This window comes from Treponema sp. C6A8, assembly GCF_000619925.1.
Taxonomy (GTDB): domain Bacteria; phylum Spirochaetota; class Spirochaetia; order Treponematales; family Treponemataceae; genus Treponema_D.
The window spans coordinates 523,914-548,466 of record NZ_JHVB01000001.1 but is presented as its reverse complement, the minus strand read 5'-3'; the positions used below and the strand labels follow the sequence as shown (position 1 = coordinate 548,466).

Below are 24,553 nucleotides of genomic sequence, written 5' to 3'. Positions count from 1 at the left end.
CGTTTTTAACGTTTTGGCTTAAGCGTTTAATTTATTAAACCAATATGTATATAACAATATATTAGCCTAAGCATTTAAAGTCAATAAATTTTTAGATAAAATGTTTAAAAAATTAAACGATTAAACGTTTAAATGTTTAATTTTGTTTGACAAAACAAAAAATTATCTCTACATTATGTAGGAAGAGGGAGGCAGAGGTAGAAAATGATTGATAAAGAAGCATTACATCGAATTCATCTTCTCTTTGATACATGTGCTCCGCTTTTTATTGCTCTTGGTGATGAAGTTCGTCAAAAATTAATTCTTGATATTGCAGACGGCGGTGAAGAGGGAATTAACGTAACAAATCTTTCTGCTAAATCAAAACTTTCGCGCCCGGCTATTTCCCATCATCTGAAGGTTCTTAAAGACTGCGGACTGATTAAGCCTGTAAAAGAGGGAACTCAGATATTTTATCAGCTGTCTCTTGATAAGAATCTGGATGAAGTTGCGACTCTTGTAAAAGAAATCCAGAGTGTAGTAGAGAAGATTAAACAGGCTAAGAAATAAATAATTGTTGTAATCTGCAACAAACCGTTGTAAAGTTAAAGGTAATTCAACGGGGGCTTACAGATGAAAGTTAGTACTTTTAACGCGTTCTTTAGAAAAATTGGAGAGGCTCAGATTAAATTCCGCTGGGTATTTCTTGCAGTTTTTGTGCCTGTTACCGTTTTTTGCTGCGCCGGGCTTAAGGATTTTGCCTTTGCTCTGGGCGACGAAGGCTGGTTTGGCGGTAACGACGAAATCAAAATCAATCAGAAAAAATACGAAGAAATTTTTGGAAACCTGAACGGGCTGGGCTGTCTTCTTGTGATGCAGGACGGGCGGGAGGTCTTTTCTGAAGACATTCTGCATGTTATTGATAAGATTGGAAGCCGGCTTAAAGATGAAATTCCTTATGCTGACAGGCTTACTTCTATTATAAATGTTGATATTCCGGTTGGAAACGAAGAGGGGTTTGAGGTTGTAAAGCCTTTTGGAAACGGCATTCCTTCTGATCCGGCTGAGCTTGCAAAAAAGCGGGACTTCATTATGAGGGGCTCTGAAAAAAATAATGCCCTGATTAATTCCATGGTTAGTGATGACGGGAAGGAGACCTGGATTTTCCTTTCTCTTTTGCCTTATGGTACTGACGAGGATATTCCGCTGGAAATCGGCTATAAATTTATTGATATTATAGAAGGTGCTGACTTCCAGTCTGACAGCTACAAGCTTTACGGTACGGGTACTCCTTATGAGGATGCCAATGAGGACCGCTACGATATTCCTGAATATTACAAGCGTGTGGCTCTGGGCTTTGTGGTAATGCTGATTTTCCTTGCAGTTTTCCTGCGAAATCCTTTTGGCGTTATTGTTCCGGGCTTTACGACTATTGGAGCTATTGCTTCTGTTTTTGGCGTTATGTCTTATTTTGGGGTAAAGGCGGATTCTACTCTGGTAACGGTGCCTATTATTCTTGGTATGGCGCTTTCGGTCGGCTATTCGGTTCACTACATTAATATGTTCAATCACTTTTTCCGCCGTACGGGAAAGAGACGGGAGTCTGCAATTTCCTGTGTTGAAGAGTGCGGCTGGTCGGTTTTGTTTACTGTTTTGACTACGATGACTTCCTTTGTGAGCTTTATGTTTGTAAAAATGAAGCCGCTTGAATGGATGGGCCGCGTTACTGCTCTGGTTGTTCTTGCAGTTTATGTTTATATTGCGGTTCTTATTCCTATTCTGCTTTCTTTTGGTAAGGATAAGGCTCCTTCGGCTGACCATGAAAAGGGCGCGACTAAAATTGATATGAAGTTTGCCCGCTGGGCTGATGTGGTTCAGAAAAAGACAAAGCTTATTGTTATTCTTTCTGTTTTGATTATGGCGGCTTTTATTCCGGGCTTTTTCAAAATTCAGGTGCTTGTTGATTTTGCTTCGATTGCGGGCGAAAAGATGCCTTACGTTAAGACTCTTAAGGAGATGCTTGCGGCTAAGCTTGGCAACCAGTACAGCTACACTGTTATGCTGGCTTTTGATGATGATGATGCCTTTAAGGAGCCTGATAATATGAATGCCCTTATGGAGCTGGAAGATTTTATCGGCGGGCTTTCTTTGACTAAGTGGTCTGGCGGTAAGGCCCGTGTTTCTTCTGTTACCAGCATTTTGAAGGAGATGTACCGGGCTTTGAACGAGGGCGACGAAGAATACTTTAAGGTGCCTGAGGATGATTACGTTCTGGCCCAGCTTCTGGAACTTTCTTCTATTGAAATGCACGATGATTTTAAGGACTTTATGGATGATGACTTTAAGATTACCGTCGTAAACGTTGATATGGTCCGCTACGGAGAGAAGGAGGCGCTGGAAAACGTTGCGGCAATTAAGACTAAGGTGAAGGAGATTTTCCCGAATGCAAAGTGCACGCTTTTGGGCGATATGATTCAATATGCTGAAATGAGTTCGCGTATTGTAAGCGGCGGCATTAAGTCTTTTGCTTTTTCTTTTGTGATTATTGCCATTATGCTGATTCTGGCCTTCTCGAGTGTAAGGACTGGTTTAATCGGCATGATTCCTAATGTGGCGCCTGTTATTCTGGTAGGGGGCGTTATGGGCTACTTAAAGTACTCTCTGGACTTTGGTACGGTTGCGGTTATGCCTATGATTCTGGGTATTGCGGTTGATGATACCATTCACCTTACAACTCACCTGAAAATGGGAATTGAAAAGTCCGGTTCCTATAAAACTGCTATGGAAGATTCCTTCCGTGAGATTGGGGCTTCTATGTTCCTTACTACGCTGATTTTGTGCGCCATGTTCGGCGTTTATATTTTGAGCCCTATGCACATTCTTGTGGTAATTGGCGTGCTTACGGTTGTGGGACTTTCAAGCGCTTTACTTGCTGACTACACGATTACGCCGGCGCTTTTGTATGCGGTAAAACCCTTTGGGAAAGAGCGTGGGGAGTAGAAGTGCCTCCTGGGGGTGGCGGGGCTGCTTGCCCAGGCTTGCAGTGCCGTTAACGCGGGGCGATTTGTTGAACAAAATAAGTGATAGTTGTATATTGGATTAAAAGGAGTTAGTTATGATTAACAAAAAAACTGTATTTTCTTTACTGCTTTTAGCAGCCGGCTTCAATGGATTTTCTCAGTCTGCTTATGAAATTGCAAAGGCTGAACACGATTTGCCTACCGGAAAAACTTCGTCCTGCACGATTGCCGTTACTTTAATCGATAAAACTGGTAAAACACGTTCCCGCGAAATTGCTTCCTATGCAATGAAAGAGGGAAAGACTGATAAAACTGTTCTGGTTTTCAGAACTCCAAAGGATGTAGCGGGCGTAAGCTATCTTTCTTTTGACTATCCTGACAAGGAGGACGGTTCTCCGACAGACAGTGACAGCTGGCTTTATCTTCCTGCAATGAAAAAGGTTCGCCGCGTTTCTGGCTCAAACAAGGATGATGACTTTCAGGGTACTGACTTTTCTTATGACGACATAGGTAACAGAAGTCTTTCTAAAGATACTTTTGCTCTTTTGGGCGAAGAGGCTGTGAACGGTGTAAACTGCTGGATTCTGGAAGCAAAGGCTAAGGATGAAAAGGCTAAGGTCAGCCGCCGCGTAACCTGGGTTAATAAAGAGACTTATGTGCCCCAGAAGGCTGAATATTATGACCGCCAGAATAATCTCTTTAAGGTTTTGGTCTGCGAGAATATTGAAAAGATTAACGGTTACTGGGCTACTCAGAAAATGACTATGAAAAACGTGCAGACTAATCACCAGACTGTTTATGAGCTGCAGAATATTAAGTTTGATATTCCTATTGATGTGAACTATTTTACTGTAAGCGCGCTGGAAAGAGAGATGGTAAAATAGGAGTGCTTTATGAAGCGTAATGTTTTGACTTTTGTGGCTGCGGGCGTTTTTGCCTTTGTAATGCCGTCTTTTGCTCAGGAAATTTCTTTTTCGGGTAATCTTACGACTCAGGCTGGTATCGGCCTGCCAAATGCCGGTGACAATAAAGGGGACTTTCTTACTGGGCTGACGGTTTTTGACGGCACGATGAAGTCCTACCTTGGCGAAAGCATGGCTTACGTGAACGGCCAGGTTATTTTTGACGCAATCGGAAGTCAGTCTACAAACGGTTATTCGGCCTTTGCGGCTGATAACGGGCATTTTGCGCTTGGCCTCAAAGAAGCTTATTTGGACTGGCGGGGAGATATGTTTGCACTCCGCGTTGGAAGGCAGATTGCGGCCTGGGGGAAGGCAGACGGCATTCAGGTTGCTGATGTTCTCTGTCCTAAAGATGATTCAAAAATGATTGCCAGCACCTACAAGGAATCCCGCCTTGGAATTGATGCGGTGCGCCTTTCTCTTCTTACAGACAAGGCTCAGTTTGACGCTTACTGGATTCCGATTTTTACTCCAAGCATGCTTCCTTTGGCAAAAAACAATCCTCTTAGAAAGTGCATCCTGCCGGATACATACGAGGGGCTTCCGGTAAATGCGCCTAAGAAGTTTGATGATTTTGACTTGCCGGACAGGGCAATTTACAACGGGGAGTATGCCCTTCGTGCCAGCACATATTTGAGCGCTCTGGATTTGTCTTTTTACGGATTTTACGGCTGGGATGACAGTCCTTTTATGTCGTATTCCATAAGTGATAGCGGTGTTACGGTCGGCGGCCAGTATAAGCGGATGGCAATGCTTGGCGCAGACGCGGCTATTCCTGCCGGAAACTTTGTATTCCGCTTTGAAGGCGCTTACTTTCCGCTAAGAAGCATTCAGACCGGAAAGGAATATCAGAAAAATCAGCAGTTTGCTGAAAAGCCTTTTGATTCCTGCAGACAGCACCATCAGGTGGTTGGACTTGCGGGCTTTGACTGGACTCCCAGCGGGGGCTGGACGGTGACCGCGCAGTATGTAGGAGACGTAATCTGCGATTACAGCAGTGACCTTGAAAGAAAACTTTACGAGCACCTGCTTACCCTCAGCCTGGAAAAATCATTTATCAATGACACTTTGACTTTTACTGCTACCGGCGCTTTGGACTTAAACGAGCTTTCAAGCACGGCTGAAGTTGAATGTGCCTACAGCTTCAGTGACGCCATTACCCTCAGTGCCATCGTAGACCTCTTCTTAAAAGGAATTGACGGCAAGGAAGGCCAGTACGGCGCTTACGAAAAGCTGAGCTGCGGCACCTTGAAGGCAAAAATTTCCTTCTAAGCTATAAACTAAATTTTTCAGATTCCGATAAAAAATATAGATGTAAAAAATATTTTTTGGAGGAATTATGATCCGAGGTTGGTACACGGGTGCTTCAGGAATGAATGCTCAGCAGAACAGACTGAACACCATATCTAACAATCTGGCCAATGTTGATACTGCCGGATTCAAACGTGACATTACAGTAAGTAAGTCATTTCCAGAGCTTTTGCTTCGCCGCACAAATTACGACGGCGTTTATGAGATTCCGAACGGGTCGGGCAGCGCTGATGCGGCTCCTGTAATCGGAAAAATCGGTCTTGGTGTAGAAACTAACGAAAACTACACAGACTTTGAGCAGGGCTCTTTCAAATATACAAATACTCAGACAGACACAGCTTTGAGCGGAAAAGGCTTTTATGCTGTTCAGACTCCTTACGGCGAGCGCTATACCCGTAACGGAGATTTTTTTATCGGAAAAGAAGGCATTCTTGAAACTAAGGAAGGTTATCCTGTTCTTGGCGAAAAGGGCTTTATATATGTAGAAGACGATAAATTCACCGTAAATCAGGACGGCGTTCTTTACAGTCAGGAAACTTCGGAAGAAATTGACCGCTTTAAGGTTGTCCGCTTTGACAACGAGCGCTACCTTAAAAAAATGGGTTCAAGTCTTTACATTGACACAGAAATTTCAGGTCCTGCTCATATTGCAGAAGGCGACGAGCGTCCTCAGTTTTTGCAGGGCTACTCAGAAACTTCTAACGTAAATGTTGTAAACGAAATGGTTCAGATGATTGAAGTGAACCGCGCTTACGAAGCTAACCAGAAGACAATTCAGAGCGAAGATTCAATGATGCAGACTCTTTGGACAAAGTTTGCCCAGTATAAATAAGTTTGGGAGGTAGGGTAAATGGTAAGATCACTTTGGTCAGCAGCAACTGGCATGAACGGACAGCAGTCTAATATCGATGCAATTTCGCACAACCTTTCAAACGTAAACACAACCGGCTACAAACAGCAGCGCGTTGAGTTTGAGGATTTGATTTATCAGAATAAAAAGCTTGCGGGAACTCCTGCAACAGAAGATACAGTAACTCCAGTTGGCGTTCAGATGGGCTGCGGTGTAAAGGTGGGAGCAACCCAGCGCATTATGAACCAGGGAAGCCTTCAGAATACCGGCGTTGATACAGACGTCGCTATCGTTGGAGAAGGATTTTTCCGTGTTCAGCAGTATGACGGAAGTTATGCTTACACACGCGACGGTTCATTTAAGGTTGACTCTCAGGGCCAGCTTGTTACAAATAACGGTCTTCGCGTAATGCCTGAAATCATCCTGCCGGAAGGCTACGATGTTTCTACTATGACAATCACTCAGACAGGCCGTGTTAGCGTTAAGGTAAACGGCGGCAATGACCCTGTAGAAGTTGGTCAGCTTGAGCTCTACCGCTTCCCGAATGCTGTTGGTCTTAAGGCAGAAGGCGACAACCTCTTTAAGGTAAGCAATGCCAGCGGTCAGCCAATTCCAGGCCGTCCGGGTTCAGAAGGCTTTGGTGATGTTCGCCACAAGTTCCTTGAAATGTCTAACGTTTCAGTCGTAAACGAAATGGTTCAGATGATTGTTGCCCAGCGCGCTTACGAGTTCAACTCAAAGGCCGTGCAGACAAGCGACACAATGCTTAGTACAGCAGTAAATCTTAAGAGGTGATAGGTCCTAGGTACTAGGTGTTAGGAAGGAGGGGGAAGTCTCCCCCTCGCTACAGCCAGCAAGCTGTCTTCCGCTACCCCTTCGCCTAGGGGCTTGCGCAGCCCCTAAAACCCTGCGGTTAGGAGTTTTTTTATGAATGTAGGTTTAGTTTCTAATACATATAGTTCAATTACAAACGGCAAGGGAGCTCTTTCTTCTGCCAAGCAGACAGCAGACGGTAATTCTTTTGCAGCACTTGTAGAAAAGCTCCGGGGCGGAGAAGAAAAATCAGAAGCTTCAGTTTCTTCAAGCCAGGTTACAGCCCGCGGACGTTTGAACGGCGACTGGACAAGCGGCTTTGCAGGAAGCTTCACACAGACTGCCGCTAAACCTACAGGTGCCGCAGTAAATCAGGCTAATATACACGTTCAGCCAAAAACAATCGATAAAACAAGCGAACTTTACGAAAAATCGCTTGAACTTGAAAATTACTTTGTAAAACAGATGCTTGGCGCAATGCGCAAGACTGTTCACAAAACTAATGAGGGCGATTTTGCCCAGAATATGTACGAAGACATGCTGTATGACGAATATTCTACAGCCATGACAAAGTCTGCAGGTTTTGGTCTTGCAGATCAGATTTATTTAAGTCTGGTATAGTCGGGGAATATCCCCTTCAAAATATATTTTTTTACATCCTTAGTAAGGCGGGAAGTCGTTGGCTTCCTGCCTTTTTTTTTATTCCTTTCAAAATTGCCTAGAAGGGCGTAAAAAGCTATAATGAAAATATGTCTACTTCAGAACTTTCTCTGCCTGAAAATCTTTCGGGCGTTCATATTCATTTTGTCGGTATAAAGGGAACCGGAATGGCGGCTCTTGTTGAAATTCTTTTTCACAAGGGGGCTGTAATTTCCGGAAGCGACGTCAGCGAGCGCTTTTATACTGATGAAATTATAGAAAAACTTGGGCTTAAGGCTCTTCCATTCGGGGCAGAAAATATTACAGATGACATTCAGTATGTAATTTATTCATCTGCCTACAAGCTTGATAAAAATCCGGATTTGATTGAAGCGGTAAAACGTGGTATTCCATGCCTTTTGTACACACAAGCGCTGGGCTCTTATTCAAGCCGGGCTTATTCCTGCGGTATCTGCGGTGTTCATGGAAAGACTTCCACTACAGGTCTTACAGGAACAATTCTTAAGGAAATTGATTTGCCTTCGCAAATTCTTGCCGGCTCGATTATCAATTCATTCGGTAATACCTGTACTTATACTTCGCCTCTGGTAAAGGATGCCGGCGCGGGCGCAGGAGGCAGTGGCGCTTTGTGCAGTAACATCTTTGTTGCCGAAACCTGCGAATATCAGCGACACTTTATGTCCTTCTGTCCGCAGAAAATCATCCTTACAAGCGTAGAGCCTGACCATCAGGATTATTATCCGACTTACGAGGATATCCGTCAGGCATTTGTTGATTACTTATGCAAGTTGCCTGAAGGCGGCGATGTAATTTATTGCGCTGATGATAAGGGAGCCTGCGACACTGTAAGCATTGCATCAAAGCTTCGTTCGGATTTGAACCTTATTCCTTACGGAACTGAAGCGACTGGCGAATATAAGCTTACTTTTGGCAAGGTTGAAAACGAGCGCAATAATTTTAGTCTTTCTCTTTTTGATAAAGAATTTGCCCTTAAGATGCCTGGCCGTCACGAGGTAATGGATGCGGCTGCGGCTGTGGCTCTTGTCTGCCAGATTTTGAAAACTTTCGGCAAAAATCCTAAGGATTATGCAGAAAATATATTAAAAGGTCTGTTAAATTTTACAGGCGGTAAACGTAGAAGTGAAATTATAGGTCGTTTTAAGACAAAATCAGGAAATGATGTAATTGTAATTGATGATTACGGTCATCATCCGACGGCTGTAAAGACAACTCTTGCGGGCTTCCGTGATTTTTACAAGGGTAGAAAGCTGATTGTAGACTTTATGAGCCACACTTATTCGCGAACTCAGGCTTTGCTTAAAGAATTTGCGGCAAGCTTTGAAAGCGCGGACGAGGTTATTCTTCATAAGATTTATGCTTCTGCGCGGGAAAATATTGCAGACTTCAATATTACAGGCCGTACGCTTTTTGAAGAAACTCAGAAAAATCATCCTTGCGTTCATTATTTTGAAGAAATTTTAGACGCAAAGGACTTTGTGCTTTCTGAACTGGAAAAGGCGCCGGAAGAAAAATACCCTGACGGTTATGTATTTGTAACAATGGGCGCCGGCGACAACTGGAAATTAGGTAAGGAGATTTTGAAATAATATGGTAAGTATGACTGGATACGGTTACGAGGAAGTTTCATCAGAGCAGGCGGTAGTCAGCGTAGAAATAAAATCTGTTAATTCGCGCTTTTTGGATTTGACTGTCAATCTTCCTCCATATTTGAATCAGCTGGAAAGTTCCTTCCGCGCAAAAATTACGGAAAAAATTGTGCGCGGTAAGGTTGATGTTTTTATCCGCGTAAAAGAGCTTGAAAGTGATGCAGAAATCCTTGCGGACGTGGGCGCTGCAAAATCATATCTTGATGCAATCAAAAAGGTTGCCGAGGCTACAGGCTATTCTTCAGACATTCCTCTCAGCCTTTTGATTTCTCAGCCGGGAGTTTTGAACTCTAATAAATCTTACGACGTAGATAAATACCGATCAATGATAGAGCCTGTTTTTGACGCTTCCCTCAAAAAATTTATTGCAGACACTGAACGCGAGGGCGCAAATATGAAGGCAGATCTTGAAGCAAAGCTTTCAAAGCTTGAAAAATGCGCCGCTTTCTTTAAGGAATGGCAGCCAAAAATGGAAGGTTATTTTAAGGAAACAATCACAAAGAAGTTCAACGAGCTTTTGGGTGACCAGGCTGATCAGAACCGCATTATGACAGAAACTGCCGCAATGCTTGTAAAATATACTATTAATGAAGAAATTGTGCGCCTTCACAGTCACTTAGCCGCAATGCGCGCCGAGCTTAGCAACAATCCATACCCCGGCAAAAAACTGGACTTCCTCTGCCAGGAAGCCAACCGCGAAATCAACACAATCGGCAGCAAAAACCAGTTTGCAGAAGTTGGCGCAATGGTAGTAGAAGCAAAAGACTCGCTGGAGAATATCCGCGAACAGGGAAAGAACATTGCATAGTAAGGTAGACTGTGAAAAAATGCGTAGATGAGGTTCGTGGCTTGCGGCGCATTGAGCCTGATAAGTGCGATACAACGCGTAAGATGCATACAGAGCGAAGCGTCGAAGGCTCTCGGCAGAGCAAGACACGGTTCTCATCGGGAGCATTTTTTCACTGGTAATATTACTATTATGCAACTTTTTTTGCTCTGTAGGTGTCTAATTCTACAAAGAGGTCTTTATGATGAATAATATTTCACCTGCTGCACAGGTAATCGTATCAATAATTCCGATTGTAGGATTAGTTCTTGTTTTTGTATTGATTTTCTTTGCACTTTTGTGGCATCACCGTGAAGTAAAGCTGCAGATTAAAAACGGAACTTACGCTCCTTTTGAATTCAACTGGAAGGCTTTTACTTATTTAAGCGGACTTTCTCTTGTAGCTGTAGGAATTGTGCTTTCTGTGATGTTCTGGGCAATCAAAGGACTTTCATGGGGACTTTTAGGAGGATTAATTCCATTTGCCTTTGGAATTGTCTTTCTGATTTTTTATAAATTCCTGAAGAATGAAAAATAAACTTACGGAAGCACAGAATTTAGTGCTTCTTCAAAAAGAAAAATTTCTTGTACGTCAGGCTCTTCACAATAATGCCGACGCTTTTTCCCAGCTTGTTGCAATGAATAAAAAGCGGGTTGAAGCTGTCGGCCGAAAATTTTTTAACGATATAACTGATATAGAAGACTTTGTTCAGGAAGTTTTTATTAAGGCATATAAAAATCTTTCCAGTTTTAAGGGAAAGAGTCTTTTTTCTACCTGGATTACCCGCATTGCCTTTACAACGGCAATAAATCAAAAAAAATCATTTAAAATTACAGATTCTTATGAAGATCAGGAAGATTTTTTGCCTTCCTATTACGACACTCCGGAAAACGAACAGATAAAATCCCTTACAAGGGAAGCAATCAACGAAGCTGTTCAAACCCTTCCTGAAAATTACGCTGTCTGCATAAGACTTTTCTTCTATCTTGATATGAATCAGGAAGATATTTCGGAAATGACTGGTATTCCATTAAATACCGTAAAATCAAATATATTCAGAGCGAAAAAAATACTAAGCGAAAAGCTTGGAGGTCTATTATGAAAAAAAATTGCAGTCACATCATGGAAAAATTCTATGAGGCAGACAAAAATCAGCTTCTTTCTCCATCTGTTTCCTTGCACCTTCTTACCTGTAAGGAGTGCCGCGCAAAGGTAAGGCTTCTTACTAAGGCAGAAAAAATTGCTTCTCTGGAATTGAAGGAAAAGGTTGATGCAGATTCAGAAGAGGTTACAAGAATTGTAAAGCTTGCAATGCAGAAGCAGAAGGATTATATCAAGGTTTCCTTTACAAGCTGGGGAATCAGCGGCTTTTTCCTTCTTGTATTCTGTATTCTTTTGAGTTTTGTTTCTAACGGAACAAATCCTTTGATTGAATTTGCCGCAAGTATTTTTTCCGGCCTTTTGCTTTCTTTTTACATCATGTCTTTCATTGGTTCTAATCTTGATATTTTTGTTAAGAAAACCAGAAAATTTAATGCGGAAACTTTGCTTTCTGTGTAGAAATCGATATAATTTATTTTGCTATTAAACAGGGCGAGCTCTGACCGGCAGCCTTACACAGGAGCAGGTAATGTCATATAAAATTAAAAACGAACTTCGAGTTGCAATCAGCGGAAAATCTGGCTGTGGAAATACTACAGTTTCGACCATGCTCGCAGAAGCATTAAAAATTAAACTGATTAATTATACTTTCCGTCAGCTTGCAGCGGAAAAAGGACTTACACTTGCTCAGGTTATTGAAAACGCAAAAACAGATGATTCTTACGATCAGTATGTAGACAATCATCAGGTTGAACTGGCACGGGCAGAAAACTGCGTGCTTGGCAGCCGTCTTGCAATCTGGATGCTCAAGGAAGCTGATTTTAAAGTTTATCTTTTTGCAAGTGATGAGGTTCGTGCAAAACGTATTTTAGAGCGCGAGGGCGGGGACCTTGAAGAAATAAAGAACTTTACAGCCATGCGCGACAGCGAAGACAGCCGCCGCTATAAAAAACTCTATAATATCGATAACAATCAGTATGACTTTGTAGACCTTTTTGTAGACACATCAAAATACAATCCGGAAGAGATTGTAAAACTGATTTTAGACGAGCTTAAAAAGAAAAATCTGATTATTGAGTAACAAAAAAAGGCGGCCCACAAGCCGCCTTAATTTTTATACTTTAAATTTCCTTACTGCGTTTCCAAGACTCTCAAGGTTTTCGCTGTTCTGATGAGTCAGTTCATTTACATTATTCATCGACTTGTTAATGCTTTCAATACCGATGCTCATTTCTTCCATACTGCAGGTAATTTCTTCTGTCAGGCGGCTTAAGTTGTCCATCTTTTCTGCCGCCTGCTGGGTTTCATTCTGCATGATATCACCGCCTTCTTTTACGTGAACGGTAATATCATTAATCTGCTTCATTGCTGTAAGAACCTGGCTTCCGCCTTCTGACTGTTCCTGCATAGCGTGGAGAATAGTTGTTTCCTGCTGAGATACCTTCTGAATGTACTCATAAATCTGATTGAAAATTTCCTGCATATGTTTTGCAGATTCAGCAACCTGATCAATAGATTCGCTTACTTCTTTAAGGTTTGAAGTAATTTTCTTACCCTGATTGTTTGAATCTTCTGCAAGCTTTCGAATTTCGTCTGCAACAACGCTGAAACCTTTTCCGCTTTCGCCGGCATGAGCCGCTTCAATAGCTGCATTCATGGCAAGAAGGTTAGTCTGGCTTGCAATATTCTGAATTACACTGCTGGCTTCAAGAAGAATCTTTGACTGCTCCTGAATCTTAAGGGTTGCCTGTACAGTTCCATCGATGTTAGTTCTTCCCGCATCAGTTGATTTTTCAAGTTCACTGATGGTTCCGCTGTTTTTATTTAAAATTGAAGTTACCGACTGAATATTCGCAACCATTTCTTCAATTGCAGAAGAAGATTCTATTACACTTGAACTCTGAGACTGAATTGTTGCAATAAGGTCATTTACGCTGGAATTAATACGCTGCATTGAAGTTGCAGCATCCTGTACGTTAGTTCCCTGCATCTGAACCTGGCGGTTAACACTTTCAATATTTGAAGTAATTTCGTTGGCAGAAGCCGCTGTATCATTCATGTTGTCGCCAAGTTCCTGACCGTGATGGGTCATCTGTTCAGAAACATCTTTTACCTGGCGGATGGAATCCTGAATTTTTTCAATTGTCTTGTTGAAGTAGGTGTACATCTGGCCAAGTTCATTCTGGTTCTTTACATTCATGCGGACTGTAAGGTCACCGTCGCCCTGGGCAATGTTTTTCATTGCGGCAACACCCTTGTTCATTTCCTTTACAACGCGGCGGATAATCAGATAGGCAAGGCCGATTACAATAATCAGGGTGAAGGCAAAAATAATCATTACTATAGCGCGGATTCTTGCAGCTGCAGCTCCAACCTCATTGTCAGGAACTGTTACTCCAAGGTACCAGACTTCCTTAGCGCCTTCTACTGTAAGAGGTTTGTAAACTTTAATTACGCTGACTCCGTTATCTTTTGCAGGATAGCCGAAGGGGGTAAAATTTGTTGCCGCCTGTGTAAACATAGAAGCTGTTTTACTGTCTGTGTAGTCAGGGTTAGGCTGGCCTTCAAGACTTTCGTCTTTAGTAACGGCGATAGTTCCTGTGTGAGAAGTAAGGGAAAGGTAGCCAGACTGGAAAATCTGTGCATCTTTTAAAAGGGCAGAAAGGGCATCAAGCGACATATCAACGCCCAGCATTCCCACAATCTGATTATTTTTGTTGTGAATTGGGAAGGCAACACCGCAAACCCATATTTCTTTTCCGCCTACTTCATAAAGGTTTGGTTCAATAAGAATGCCCCGGTTAGCCTTCATAGGCTCTTCATACCAGAAGCTTCCTTCATAATCTGTAAGGGCACAGCAGGCAATTTCCTTTCCGTCGTTAGTCCAGTATGGAATAAGGCGGCCTGTTTCATCGTAAGTGTCGTCATAATTTGTAAATTCGGCATCACGACCGTCGAGTGCATTTTCCTTAAAGACACAATAGGCGTCTACAAGACCTGGATTAAGTTCAAGTGTATGTTTTAAAAGATTGTTAATATAATCGCGGCGGTTGTTTTTAGGAATATCTTCAAAGCCTTCAATTGAAGCCTGAAGGGTTTTTGCAATACTGAATTCATTTGAAAGAATTTTTTCAGTACTTTCACCGTAGCGGCTTGCCGTCATGTCAAGGTATTTTGTTGAAACCTGTTGAAGTGAATTATCTACAGCCCGCCTGATACAGACTGCACATAAGGTTAGGAGTACAAGAAGTACAGTACCAATTGAAATTGAAAGCTGGCGGCTGATGCTCTTGGTAAAAAAGTTTGTCATAGTAATTCTCCTGTGTATGCTTAATATGGCAACTTTATTAATAAGTATATTATAGGTGAGAAAAATTTATCTGTAAAATTATTTCTTCTATAAATAAGGATTTTTTTATCAAAACTTGATATAGTGTTTTTTATGGAATTGTACTTAATTCGGCATGGCTTAACAGTGTGGAATGCTGCCGGAAAACTTCAGGGAAATACTGATATAGAACTTAATGAAGCAGGGCGGGAAGCTGCCGGTCAGCTTGGAAAAAAACTTGATGATATTGATTTTGATGTTATTTATTCATCTCCCTTAATCCGTGCATATGAAACAGCCTGTCTTATCCGCGGCCATAAAAATATTCCTGTTATCCGGGATAAACGCCTTAGAGAGCTTTCCTTTGGCGAAATGGAAGGCGCTTACTATGCAGACTGGAACTGTCCTGAAAGTCCATTTCACTATTTCTTTACAGAGCCTGAAAAATATACTCCTCCTGCAAAAGGCGAAACTATAGAAGAACTTTGCGCTCGTACAAAAGATTTTATTCAGTCGGTTCTGGAAAAAGACTGGCAGAAGTTTAACAGGGTTATGATTGTTGCCCACGGTGCCTTAAATAAAGGAATTATGTGCTATCTTGAAGGAAACGATAAGGCTCACTTCTGGGGAAAAGGCTTACAGAAAAACTGTCAGGCTTCGATTTTTGAATATGACGGAAAAGAGTGGAAAAAGCTTACGGACGATTAGAAGGTAGCGGGCTCTGACTGGCCCGCTTACACAGACTAGATTAGTTCTTCCAGTCCCTTGTGGCTTGAATAAGATGATTCTGAGCCCTGCTGTAAATCGCTGTTCCAAATTATAAAATTGTTCTTGCCGCCTTTTTTTACGTTGTAAAGGGCATTATCGGCGCGGTCAAAAAGTTCTTCGTAACTTGTTCCGTGTTCCGGATATATAGAAATTCCGATACTTGCAGAAATCTCTACATATTTATCTTCATTAAAGTACATTTCGTTCAGAATTTCGCAGAGGTCAGAAACCTTTTCGTTTAAGTGCATGATACATTCGCTAAGCGGCATGTTTTTATCAAAAATTACAAAGGCCGAGAATTCATCGCCACCGATTCTTCCAAGATAGTCTTGAATTGAAAAAATCAGGGAAATCTTTTTTGCCGTATCACTGATTGCTGCATCCCCCATGGAATGACCCAGGGTATCATTAATCATCTTAAAATTGTCCAGGTCAATAATCAAAAGGGCGCAGGTCTGTTCTGTATTTTTTGAAATATGAGCGCTTACTTTATTTTCAAAACTTCCCTTATTTAAAAGTCCTGAAAGGGAATCGTATTCAGCCTTGTGCATGAGTTCCTGTTCTTTCAGCATCTGCTTATTTACGTTTGTAAAGGAGGCAAGGCTTCTTACAGGCTTATGATCTTCATCAAAAATCGGAAGATTTTTTACCCTGAACCAGTTGTATTCGCCATCGGAGCACATAAGGCGGAATTCTGCTGTGTATTCGGTAAAATTTTCAAATGCAGCTTTTTTCAGCTCTTTTATAACGTGCTTATCATCCTTATGAATGTTTTTTGTAAATTCGGCAAAAGCCTGATAATTTGTCTGCTGAATGTTTTGTCCGAAAACAAAATTAGTATCTCCGCTGTAGGAAATGTTTTTTTCAACAAGGTTGATATCAAGAACCACAGACTTACTGCTGTCATAAATCTTTGTCAGGCCTTCGTTCTTTGTCTTAACGATTGCAGTTTTTCGTTCTGCAAGAAATATGAGAACGATAGAAAGAATAAGCAGAACCGACATGATGCAGGAAAGAGTCGTTGAAATCTTTTTGGTAAGGGCAATTCTTGCATCGATGGCATCTGTCTTAACTATGGTAAGGAGATACCAGTTGTTCATATTTAGCGGCGTATAGGAACAGAAGCGTCTTGCATTATGAGAATAGTATTCCATCAGCCCATGTCTTTGATTTCTTAAATCCTCGGAATATTTGATGAATTCGGATTCCGAACATGATTTATTTTTAATTAAGAAGATATTGAAATTGTTTCCGAACTGAGTTTTGTTTTCAGCATTGGTAAAGATGATGTGGCCGTTACTTTCTACAATCATGTAAAAGCCCTTTGAATTCTGAAAATGGGCGGAAAGTGTATTGTTCAGCTTCAAAAGATTCAATATTCCGCAGACCATTCCGCAGACTTTTTCATCCTTAATTACCGGAACGGAAAGAATAAACGAAGGAACCCGTCTTGAATCTGACTCAATGGTTTTGGAAATTGTTCTCGTGCCGGAAAACATCGTGCGTCTGAAATAATCGGTTTTTGATACAATTCCAAAACTCTGTCCCTCGTTTCCAAAGGTTTCGCCGTCTTCATCTGCAAAATAAAGGGTAGAAAAGTCGGTTTTATTGGAAAAATGCTGGATTAAGGCTGTTGTTGCCTTATCGTTTGTGGTGTCTATGTAAGAAAAACCTTCTGCGATGGCTTCAAGAAGGTCAAAGTTTTCCTGGATTTTTAAATCAAATAAGGCTGTGTAAAGACTTGTTGTCTCTTCTAGTGAAGTCCAGGTTAAACTCTTCATAATTCGCGTAAGAGATAATCTGTATGCAATCATAGAAAAGGCAAATATTACGACTGAAAGCGAAAGTAAAATTATTTGCAAGAATTTGCTTTTTTTTAGCCCCGATGCCATTTAAATAATTTTACTACCAAAAAAAATATCCGTAAATAAAATTCTACATCTGAAGATTTTTGATTTTCTCGAAGGTTTTTCTGGCGTAGGCTTTTACCCGGTCCGGATTTGATGCGTAGACAAAGTCTGCAAGAATCTGCTTTCCTTTTGTATTATAAGCGTTTTTTCCCATGAAGCGGCAAATTTCGTAGACGGCGTCGCAGAAGGAAACGATTATATCTTCATTGCGCTTGTTTAAGTTTTTTGCCCGGTTTTGAATTGCAGTTAAAACAAGATAGTCAGGATCGTAGGCGCAGTTTCCGAACTCCCTAAGGGCGTTTTTCAGAACTGCCGTATTTTTTGTGTGGGCGACAATGTCGGCAATTTTAATTGTGTAGTCTGAACTTGCCAGCAGGGGAATCTGGCTCAAAATAATTCCAAATTCCTTAGTGTTTGCTTCGTAAATCGAATATTCAATCTGGGTGCCGAACTGGGAAATATTTATGTCTGCGGAGTAGGCGTCAAGAATATTCATCAGTTCAGAAGAAAAAAGAATTTCCTGGTCTGCGTAGTTTCCGGCCCTTAAAGCTTCCATGCGTTCCTCGCTGGTAACCTGCTTATTCTTTCTTATATCAGTATTTATGTCCTTCAGATTGTATAAGGCTGCAGTCTGGCTCTTTGCAGATTTAGGACCGCTTTTTGCTTTTTTGGAAGAAATGCCGCTTACATTCTGCTCTTCATTAAAATAATAATATTCCAGAGTCCAGTTGTTTTTACAGATGAGGGCGTGTTTTTTGTCATAAAAGAAGGCGTAGGCATAATCGCGGAAATGCTTTCTTATAATTTCTTCATTCTGATAAGATGAATTTGAGTCAGTTTTTTCACGAGTTTCTCCGCTTAGATTTCCAAAAGGATTGAGCTTGAGAAGGGCTGGGTTTGTATCTGAAGATTTCTGCCATTTTTTAATTCCGTTTATACCGTAGCAGGCAATCTGGTTTTCGTTATAAACAAAAATCCTTCCGTCATCACCGCTTTCTGCCTTTTCTGGCTTAAAAGTGATTTCAGCTTCCCAAAGTTTTAGCCCGCTTGGATTGATAAGGCTTACGGTGTTTTTTGAATTGTCTGAAAGAAGAAGAAATTCATAATCGAGGGGGAAAATCTGGCATTCTCTTGGATGCTCAATATCCTTTTCCCAGAGCTTTTTTCCTTCGTAATTGAGGCAGTCGATTTTTCTTGCGTCCGTAATCACGCAAAAGCCGTAAGAAAATTTTGCAGGTTCAGACAGCACTTTTCCGGAAAGTACTGTCTGCCAGAGCATGGCGGGTTCTTCAGAAGTAGCCGCACCCTGGGAAAAAGCAAGAAATGAGGAAAGCAGAAAAACTAGCAGCAGGGTGAGTTTTTTCATTTTACAAATACAGCAAGGCTTTCTATGTGACTTGTGTTAGGATAAAAATCCAGAAGGTAAATCTGCTCAAGAGAGTAGCCGGCTGCAATAAGTTTTGCGCAGTCGCGGGCGTGAGTTGCCGGGTCGCAGGAAAGGCTTCTGATTTGAGGAATTCCGCTTTTGCAAAGATAATCGCAGACTTCTTTTTCCATGCCGGAGCGAGGCGGGTCAATTACGCAGGCATCAAATTCGCCGCAGGTAGAAGCGCAGTTTTTTACCCAGTTTGCGCCGCTGAGGCCGTAGCTTACGTGGCTCTTGCCAGCCATATTCTGTTCTGCAAAAACAAGAGCATCGCGGTTGTGCTCAACCAACACTACCTGGCTGAACTTGTCTGCAAGAAAGGCTGAAATTGAGCCGCAGCCCGAATACATATCAAGTACGCGTTCTCCCTGTCCGAGCGTGTCGCAAATCAATTTTACAACTTTTTCAAAAACAAATAGGTTTGACTGGAAAAAGCCGCGGACATCAAAGCTAAGGTTTTTGCCGCCGATGCAGACTGTTACCGTATTCTGAGGAGAAAGCATTGTTCCGCTGAAATATTTATTTTCTTTAAGCTTAAGTTTCTTTTTTGAAGATCCTTTTACCACGATTCCGCTTTTCTTACTGTCATCAGCTTCGTCAGCAACTATCAGTTTTCCACTGTTCTGGCCGTTAGATATCATAAAAGAGCTGCCGAATAGGTGAGAGCGGCCTTTGCCTCTTTGGGCTGCCGGTGTCTCTTTGAGCCATTCGTTTACCGGAGCCTCTGCGCAAATGCATTCTTCAACCGGAATGATAACGTTTGCGTTTTTCTGGCTGAGGCCGCCGTCATTGAGCTGGAAACGGCAGCGGTAATTTGTGTCGCGGTCGTAAACAATCTGGATTTTATCCGAAATATCGATGCCGTTCTGCATGAAAATATCTGCCAGCATCTGCTTGCGAAGTTCCCGCTGGTAGCCTGGTTCAATGTGCATCATATTGCAGCCGCCGCATTTTTCGTAATAAGGGCAGGCTGGCTTTACACGGTGCTCGCTTGGCTTAATGATATTTACAATTTCTGCGTTATTATAATCTCTTTTTTCTTCTGTGATTTTGATTTCCAGACTTTCGCCCGGCATTGTATATGGAATAAAGACAGCTTTTCCGTCGATTTTTGTTAAAGTTTTTCCACCAAAAACCATTTTATCTGTTATAATATTCATATCTTAATTTAACATTTTGGAGAAAGTATGACTACTAAGAGCGATTTTAAATCGATGAGCGACGGATGTGAACTTTGGGTTACAAAATGGATTCCAGACGAGGCAGAAAATATAAAGGGAGTTGTTCAGCTTCATCACGGACTTGCTGAGCATTCTTTAAGATACGACAGACTTGGTTCTGTTCTTTGTGAAAGCGGTTTTGCTCTTGTAGCTTATGATATGCGCGGTCACGGCCGAACTGCAGAAAATGCAGAAAAAAAAGGCAAGGGTAAGTTTGGAAAGCTTGCTGATAAAGACGGTTTTAACCGCGTTGTAGAAGATTTGCATGAAATGATTGAAGCTGATAAAGCTGAATTTACCGGAAAAAAAGTATTTCTTCTTGGACATTCTTTTGGTTCATTTATTTCTCAGGGCTTTATCGAAAAATACAGCACTTTGATTGACGGCTGTATTCTCTGCGGAACTGCAGGCCCTATGGGCGCTCTTGTTACCGGTGGTTGTTTTATGACTGCCATTGTAAAAGCTCTTTGCGGCGGAGATTCAATCGTAAAAGCCCTTTCAAATGCTTCTTTTGGTTCATATAACAAACGTATTTCGAATAAAAAAACTGAATTTGACTGGCTTTCTGCTAATGAGATGAATATTCAGATGTATTCTGATGATAAATGGTGCGGAATCCCTCTTACTACTTCCTTCTTCTACGATATGACTCACGGCCTTAAGCAGATTCACAAGCCTGCAAATATGAAGAAGATTTCAAATGACCTTCCGATTTTCTTCATCTACGGTTCAGAAGACCCTGTTGGTTCATACGGCGCTACTATCAAAAAGCTTTACAATATTTACAAGACCAACGGCGTAAAAAATCTTTCAATCAAGTCCTACGAAGGTGACCGCCACGAAATCTTCAACGAGAACGACAAGGACATCGTTGAGAAAGATGTGATTGAGTGGATTAGTAAATTAGCATAATAAGCGCTACCGGGAGCTATATTGAAATTTACACCATTTTCAAATAATATAGTCACATCGTGTTATATCGTTATGGTACTGATAAGAATGGGAAGCTTGTAAAAAAAGCCGTTGTTTACACAAAATCAGAACATCTTATACCACATGCCAATATCGATCCTGACGCCCTTCAGATTATCAATCGTCTGCGAGATGCAGACTATACCGCCTATATTGTCGGCGGCGCCGTCAGAGATTTGATAATTGGTAACAAACCAAAAGATTTTGATATTGTTACGGACGCGACCCCATCAAAAATAAAGAAAATATTCAGAAATTCTCGCATAATCGGACGTCGTTTCCGTCTTGTTCACGTTGTATTTGGTGAAAAAATCTTTGAAGTAAGTACTTTCCGTTCAATCTGCGACGGTTCTGTCGGTAATGCTTTTGGAACAATTGAAGAAGATGTACAGCGCCGCGACTTTACTTTGAATGCACTTTACTATGACCCGGTTCAGGAACAGGTAATCGATTATGTGGGCGGCATGAAGGATATCAAAAAGCACGTCCTTCGTCCTGTTATTCCGGTTGATAAGATTTTTATAGAAGATCCAGTGCGAATGCTTCGCGCAATTAAATATTCTGCAACAACCCACGCAAAAATGTCTCGAAGCCTGCGTCGTAAAATCATAGCTTCTTCAGCGCTTTTGTCTCAGGTTTCTCCGTCACGCCTTACTGAGGAAATGCTCAAGATTTTGAACAATTCTCATGCGTCGGAAATTATTGCGGAAGCTTTAAAGTGCGATCTTTACATGTATCTTCAGCCTTCGGCAACTGCTCTTATTTATGAAAGCCGGGCTTTTGAGCGAAAATACATGCAGAGCATCAAAATGCTGGATCAGCTTAATCAGCTTGAAAGCGATGCCCGCCTTGGCAAAAAAATGGTCTTTATGATTCAGGATTTTGTTGCAAGCCTTACAGACTGGAACGGCGAGGTGGAAGGAAAATCTTCTGTCAGTGAGCTTTATGCAAAAACCTGGACAGAGTGCCGCAATTTTGTACTTCCTATGAATCCTGTCCGCCGCGAACTTGAATATGCCGTTAAAGCCGCCCTGCAGGCTCAGGGTGTTACAATCAAACTGACTGAAAAAGAGCGTCCTAAAGATAAGCCTAAAAAGAAAGACAAAGAAAAGAATGCTGCTGAAAAGCCTAAAACAAAATCAAAGGGTAAGAAAAAGCCTAAGAAGTAAGAAAGTGCCGGTTTTTATGCCGGCATTATTTTTTAGGAGCCTTGAGCTTTACTCCAAAATCATTTGAAGTTTTTGGCTTGCTTTCCCGGTTTTCCATGGAAATCTTATCGATGATGATGTTTACGTCTTCAATAAGAATGCCCGTAAATGATTCAATTTTATCGATAATATACTGCTGAAGCTTGTGAACCTTGCCTGTAAGCTGAGTTCCGAAAGGAACGTCAATCGTAACAATAAGCTTGTAGCCCCGGTTATCTTTTTTTACAGAGATTTTCTTTACCTTTACATCTGGAGAACATTCGCTTACGCAGTGCATGGTCATCTGGGTAAGGGCAGCCTCTGAAATTTCAATGCGGCCTTTTTTAGAAAATTCCGGCTGAACGATTGATTTTTCAATCATTTTTGTGACTTTGTTCTTTTTATTTTTGAAAAGGAAACTGCTTTTTCCAATCAAGTCGTGCAGGGAATTAGAAAAAATTGTAGGGTATTTCTGCTTTACTTCAATGGAAGGAACAGGAATAACGTGTTTTCCCTCTACATGGCGGGATTTCTGTGCCTTTTCAATATCTTCTGCGCTGGAAATATCTTCAATATGAATGATTTTCTGAGGCTGAGGAAGCTGAAGGCGCATGGCAATTTTTGTTACCATCTTTTCTGAAGTTCCAATCAGAAGAATTTTTTTAATGTGAGTTTTGCGAAGAATTTTTGCAACTGAATCGCGGTGTTCCTTGTCATCAAAAAGGGCAACCCGGACAGCGCCCATGTAGGTTTTTTCTCTTTTTGCAGAACGGCCTGCAATAATTTTATCATCCTGGATTAAAAGGCCGTCATCAATAATGGCTCTGATTCCGTACTGCTCCATAAGGCCTTTTGAGCGGTAGCTTTTTCCCGTTCCGCTTTCACCAACAAGAGCATATACCATTACAGGCTTAAATTTTTGTGCAATATTTTTAATCAAATCAGCCATCAATTTATTATAACTCCAATTTTTGATTTTCAAAAGTAATTAAATCTCAAAGTTATTGATGTTACATCGTTTTAAAATTGATATAAAAGATTCGGATAGTGGAATTTTTATTTCTTCACAAAGCCCGACTGGATTTTCGGGGAAGGTTAGGCTGAAGGCTTGTAAATAAAAATCTCTCTCCGCATTATTTATTTTCATTCCGCCGTAGGCTGTGTCTCCCAAAAGCGGATGTCCGTGCAGGGCTGATTGCGAGCGGATCTGGTGGGTTCGCCCGGTTTTAATGTCCATTACGGCTAATGTAACCTCTCTATTATTAAAAACACCGTGGGCGATTGGGGTTACTGTTGTAAGGGCGATTTTTCCTTCTTCTGACGCCTTTACTGTGTGGAAGGCTTTATCGTTGCCGTCTTCTTTTTCAAGCTTATCAGACCAGCTTTCTGTTTGACTTAGATTTCCTTCCAGCAGGGCGGCGTATTTTTTCTGAACTGCGTGGGTCTGAATGTTTTCAGAAAACCATCTTGCCCCCTGCAGGCTCATGGAAAAGCAGAGGAGGCCGGTGGTTTTTCTGTCCAGCCTGTGAAGGGGGCCCGGACGGAAGGAAAGGGAAGCATCATGACGCGTGCTCTTGTAATATTGGCTGACTTCTTTTTCCAGGGAATTGTCGTTTCCGTGGACGCTGACATCATAAGCTTTGTCAATAATTAGAAGATGCTGGTTTTCAAATATTACTCTTAAGCGGGCCGGGGCCTTGTGCGACGCGCCGCTTGCGGCGCCTTCATCTTTTTCTGTTTCACTGGAATTTAAGATAAAGCCTGCAATCTGGATGAGGTCATTTTCCATAACGCGGGAGTCATTTTTTGCCTTTTTCCCGTTTATTTTGATGAGGCCTTTTCGAATATATTTATAGACTTCCGAAAGTGAAAGCTCTGGCGCAAAAATCCTGATGATTTTGTCCAGCCTGCGGCCGTCGTCATTTTTTGCTGCCGTAAAAGTCTTAAAATCCATAAGAGCATAATAACAACTTTTCTAAAAATACAGTAGTAAATTTTGCTATGTCGTGTTAAAATATAACATCTTATGAATCAGAATTTTACTGCCGGAGAGGGCGCAACTGCTCTTCCTGCTCTTATAGATCAGATAATTGGCTTTGTTAATAATCCCGTTTTTCTTTCCTGCATTTTCAGCTGGCTTATCGCCCAGTTTATAAAAACTGGAATTAATCTTATTTATGGAAGAATTAACTCTCTCCTGAACCTTTTTGAAAACCTTATCTGGAAGACTGGAGGCATGCCTTCAAGCCATTCGGCTCTTGTTACTTCGCTTTGTGTTTCAATCGGCGTTCGCCACGGCATTCAGTCTGATATTTTTGTTTTTTCATTGATGTTCTTTTTTGTCGTTATCCGCGATGCTTTTGGTGTAAGACGTTCCAGCGGAAATCAGGCAAAGAAAATCAATGAACTTGGAAGGGAACTTCAGAATAAAAAATATATTGCATCTTATGCGCAGCTTAAGGAAGTACTTGGCCATACTCCAATGGAAGTAATCTGCGGCTGTATTCTTGGATTCTTTGTGGGACTTGCTTTTTCAATTCTTGATTAAAAGC

At 41.5% G+C, this 24,553-nt stretch carries 23 protein-coding genes; 17 read left to right on the top strand and 6 right to left on the bottom strand.

From position 1 onward, the window contains the following. Nucleotides 1-204: 204 nt before the first annotated feature. The 13 genes from T530_RS0102465 (at nucleotide 205) to cmk (ending at nucleotide 12,271) form a co-directional block, all read left to right on the top strand. Nucleotides 205-549: a helix-turn-helix transcriptional regulator gene (locus tag T530_RS0102465; RefSeq protein WP_027727649.1), complete on the top strand. Its 345-nt coding sequence runs from the start codon at nucleotides 205-207 to the stop codon at nucleotides 547-549. A 63-nt stretch (nucleotides 550-612) separates the two neighbouring features. Then, nucleotides 613-2,979 (top strand): RND family transporter, encoded by a 2,367-nt coding sequence (locus T530_RS0102460; protein WP_027727648.1) that lies wholly within the window; start codon nucleotides 613-615, stop codon nucleotides 2,977-2,979. 115 nt (nucleotides 2,980-3,094) lie between these two features. Continuing rightward, nucleotides 3,095-3,883 (top strand): outer membrane lipoprotein-sorting protein, encoded by a 789-nt coding sequence (locus T530_RS0102455; protein WP_027727647.1) that lies wholly within the window; start codon nucleotides 3,095-3,097, stop codon nucleotides 3,881-3,883. 9 nt (nucleotides 3,884-3,892) lie between these two features. Beyond that, a complete protein-coding gene (locus T530_RS0102450) occupies nucleotides 3,893-5,233 on the top strand; it encodes a DUF1302 family protein (protein ID WP_027727646.1) in 1,341 nt (446 codons plus the stop codon). A 67-nt stretch (nucleotides 5,234-5,300) separates the two neighbouring features. Continuing rightward, on the top strand, nucleotides 5,301-6,104 hold the full coding sequence (flgF, locus tag T530_RS0102445; protein WP_027727645.1) for a flagellar basal-body rod protein FlgF: 804 nt from the start codon (nucleotides 5,301-5,303) through the stop codon (nucleotides 6,102-6,104). Nucleotides 6,105-6,122: 18 nt separating this feature from the next. Beyond that, nucleotides 6,123-6,917 (top strand): flagellar basal-body rod protein FlgG, encoded by a 795-nt coding sequence (gene flgG, locus T530_RS0102440; protein WP_027727644.1) that lies wholly within the window; start codon nucleotides 6,123-6,125, stop codon nucleotides 6,915-6,917. Nucleotides 6,918-7,049: 132 nt separating this feature from the next. Further along, complete coding sequence (locus T530_RS0102435; protein WP_027727643.1) at nucleotides 7,050-7,556, top strand: rod-binding protein; 507 nt, start codon at nucleotides 7,050-7,052, stop codon at nucleotides 7,554-7,556. A gap of 128 nt (nucleotides 7,557-7,684) precedes the next feature. Continuing rightward, on the top strand, nucleotides 7,685-9,202 hold the full coding sequence (gene murC / locus T530_RS0102430) for a UDP-N-acetylmuramate--L-alanine ligase (protein WP_027727642.1): 1,518 nt from the start codon (nucleotides 7,685-7,687) through the stop codon (nucleotides 9,200-9,202). Between the two features lies 1 nt (nucleotide 9,203). Further along, nucleotides 9,204-10,070 carry a YicC/YloC family endoribonuclease gene (locus T530_RS0102425; protein ID WP_027727641.1) on the top strand — a complete coding sequence of 289 codons (867 nt, stop codon included), beginning with the start codon at nucleotides 9,204-9,206 and terminating at the stop codon, nucleotides 10,068-10,070. Nucleotides 10,071-10,290: 220 nt separating this feature from the next. Next, nucleotides 10,291-10,626 carry a hypothetical protein gene (locus T530_RS0102420; RefSeq protein WP_027727640.1) on the top strand — a complete coding sequence of 112 codons (336 nt, stop codon included), beginning with the start codon at nucleotides 10,291-10,293 and terminating at the stop codon, nucleotides 10,624-10,626. Beyond that, nucleotides 10,616-11,191, top strand: coding sequence for an RNA polymerase sigma factor (locus tag T530_RS0102415; protein WP_027727639.1), 576 nt, complete (start codon nucleotides 10,616-10,618; stop codon nucleotides 11,189-11,191). Before T530_RS0102420 ends, T530_RS0102415 begins: the two co-directional genes overlap by 11 nt. Continuing rightward, entirely contained in the window at nucleotides 11,188-11,649 is a 462-nt protein-coding gene (locus T530_RS0102410; protein ID WP_027727638.1) for a hypothetical protein, read from the top strand. Before T530_RS0102415 ends, T530_RS0102410 begins: the two co-directional genes overlap by 4 nt. 70 nt (nucleotides 11,650-11,719) lie before the next feature. Next, the gene (gene cmk, locus T530_RS0102405; protein WP_027727637.1) at nucleotides 11,720-12,271 is read left to right on the top strand and encodes a (d)CMP kinase; all 552 of its coding nucleotides are present in this window, start codon (nucleotides 11,720-11,722) and stop codon (nucleotides 12,269-12,271) included. A gap of 33 nt (nucleotides 12,272-12,304) precedes the next feature. Here cmk and T530_RS0102400 read toward each other — a convergent pair whose 3' ends face one another. Further along, a complete protein-coding gene (locus T530_RS0102400) occupies nucleotides 12,305-14,500 on the bottom strand; it encodes a methyl-accepting chemotaxis protein (RefSeq protein ID WP_027727636.1) in 2,196 nt (731 codons plus the stop codon). A gap of 132 nt (nucleotides 14,501-14,632) precedes the next feature. Here T530_RS0102400 and T530_RS0102395 point away from each other — a divergent pair, with 132 nt between their 5' ends. Next, nucleotides 14,633-15,226 (top strand): histidine phosphatase family protein, encoded by a 594-nt coding sequence (locus T530_RS0102395; RefSeq protein WP_027727635.1) that lies wholly within the window; start codon nucleotides 14,633-14,635, stop codon nucleotides 15,224-15,226. 35 nt (nucleotides 15,227-15,261) lie between these two features. Here the strand turns inward: T530_RS0102395 and T530_RS0102390 are convergent, their stop codons facing one another. The 3 genes from T530_RS0102390 to T530_RS0102380 form a co-directional block, all read right to left on the bottom strand. Further along, complete coding sequence (locus T530_RS0102390; RefSeq protein ID WP_197018226.1) at nucleotides 15,262-17,100, bottom strand: diguanylate cyclase domain-containing protein; 1,839 nt, start codon at nucleotides 17,098-17,100, stop codon at nucleotides 15,262-15,264. A gap of 121 nt (nucleotides 17,101-17,221) precedes the next feature. Then, complete coding sequence (locus tag T530_RS0102385; protein WP_027727633.1) at nucleotides 17,222-18,562, bottom strand: hypothetical protein; 1,341 nt, start codon at nucleotides 18,560-18,562, stop codon at nucleotides 17,222-17,224. Beyond that, the gene (locus T530_RS0102380; protein ID WP_027727632.1) at nucleotides 18,559-19,782 is read right to left on the bottom strand and encodes a class I SAM-dependent RNA methyltransferase; all 1,224 of its coding nucleotides are present in this window, start codon (nucleotides 19,780-19,782) and stop codon (nucleotides 18,559-18,561) included. The genes T530_RS0102385 and T530_RS0102380 overlap by 4 nt, the downstream gene beginning before the upstream one ends. A 27-nt stretch (nucleotides 19,783-19,809) precedes the next feature. Between T530_RS0102380 and T530_RS0102375 the strand changes: the two genes are divergently transcribed. Together T530_RS0102375 and pcnB are read left to right on the top strand one after the other, a co-directional pair. Then, nucleotides 19,810-20,754, top strand: a complete 945-nt coding sequence (locus tag T530_RS0102375; RefSeq protein WP_038073292.1) for an alpha/beta fold hydrolase — start codon at nucleotides 19,810-19,812, stop codon at nucleotides 20,752-20,754. Between the two features lie 59 nt (nucleotides 20,755-20,813). Next, a complete protein-coding gene (gene pcnB / locus T530_RS0102370) occupies nucleotides 20,814-21,983 on the top strand; it encodes a polynucleotide adenylyltransferase PcnB (RefSeq protein ID WP_027727630.1) in 1,170 nt (389 codons plus the stop codon). A 25-nt stretch (nucleotides 21,984-22,008) separates the two neighbouring features. Here the strand turns inward: pcnB and T530_RS13320 are convergent, their stop codons facing one another. Then, a complete protein-coding gene (locus T530_RS13320; RefSeq protein WP_038073289.1) occupies nucleotides 22,009-22,950 on the bottom strand; it encodes a peptide ABC transporter ATPase in 942 nt (313 codons plus the stop codon). Between the two features lie 39 nt (nucleotides 22,951-22,989). After that, complete coding sequence (locus T530_RS0102360) at nucleotides 22,990-23,955, bottom strand: RluA family pseudouridine synthase (RefSeq protein WP_027727629.1); 966 nt, start codon at nucleotides 23,953-23,955, stop codon at nucleotides 22,990-22,992. 72 nt (nucleotides 23,956-24,027) lie between these two features. On the opposite strand from T530_RS0102360, the gene T530_RS0102355 reads away from it, so the two are divergent. Then, on the top strand, nucleotides 24,028-24,549 hold the full coding sequence (locus tag T530_RS0102355; RefSeq protein ID WP_081773647.1) for a divergent PAP2 family protein: 522 nt from the start codon (nucleotides 24,028-24,030) through the stop codon (nucleotides 24,547-24,549). Nucleotides 24,550-24,553: the final 4 nt, after the last annotated feature.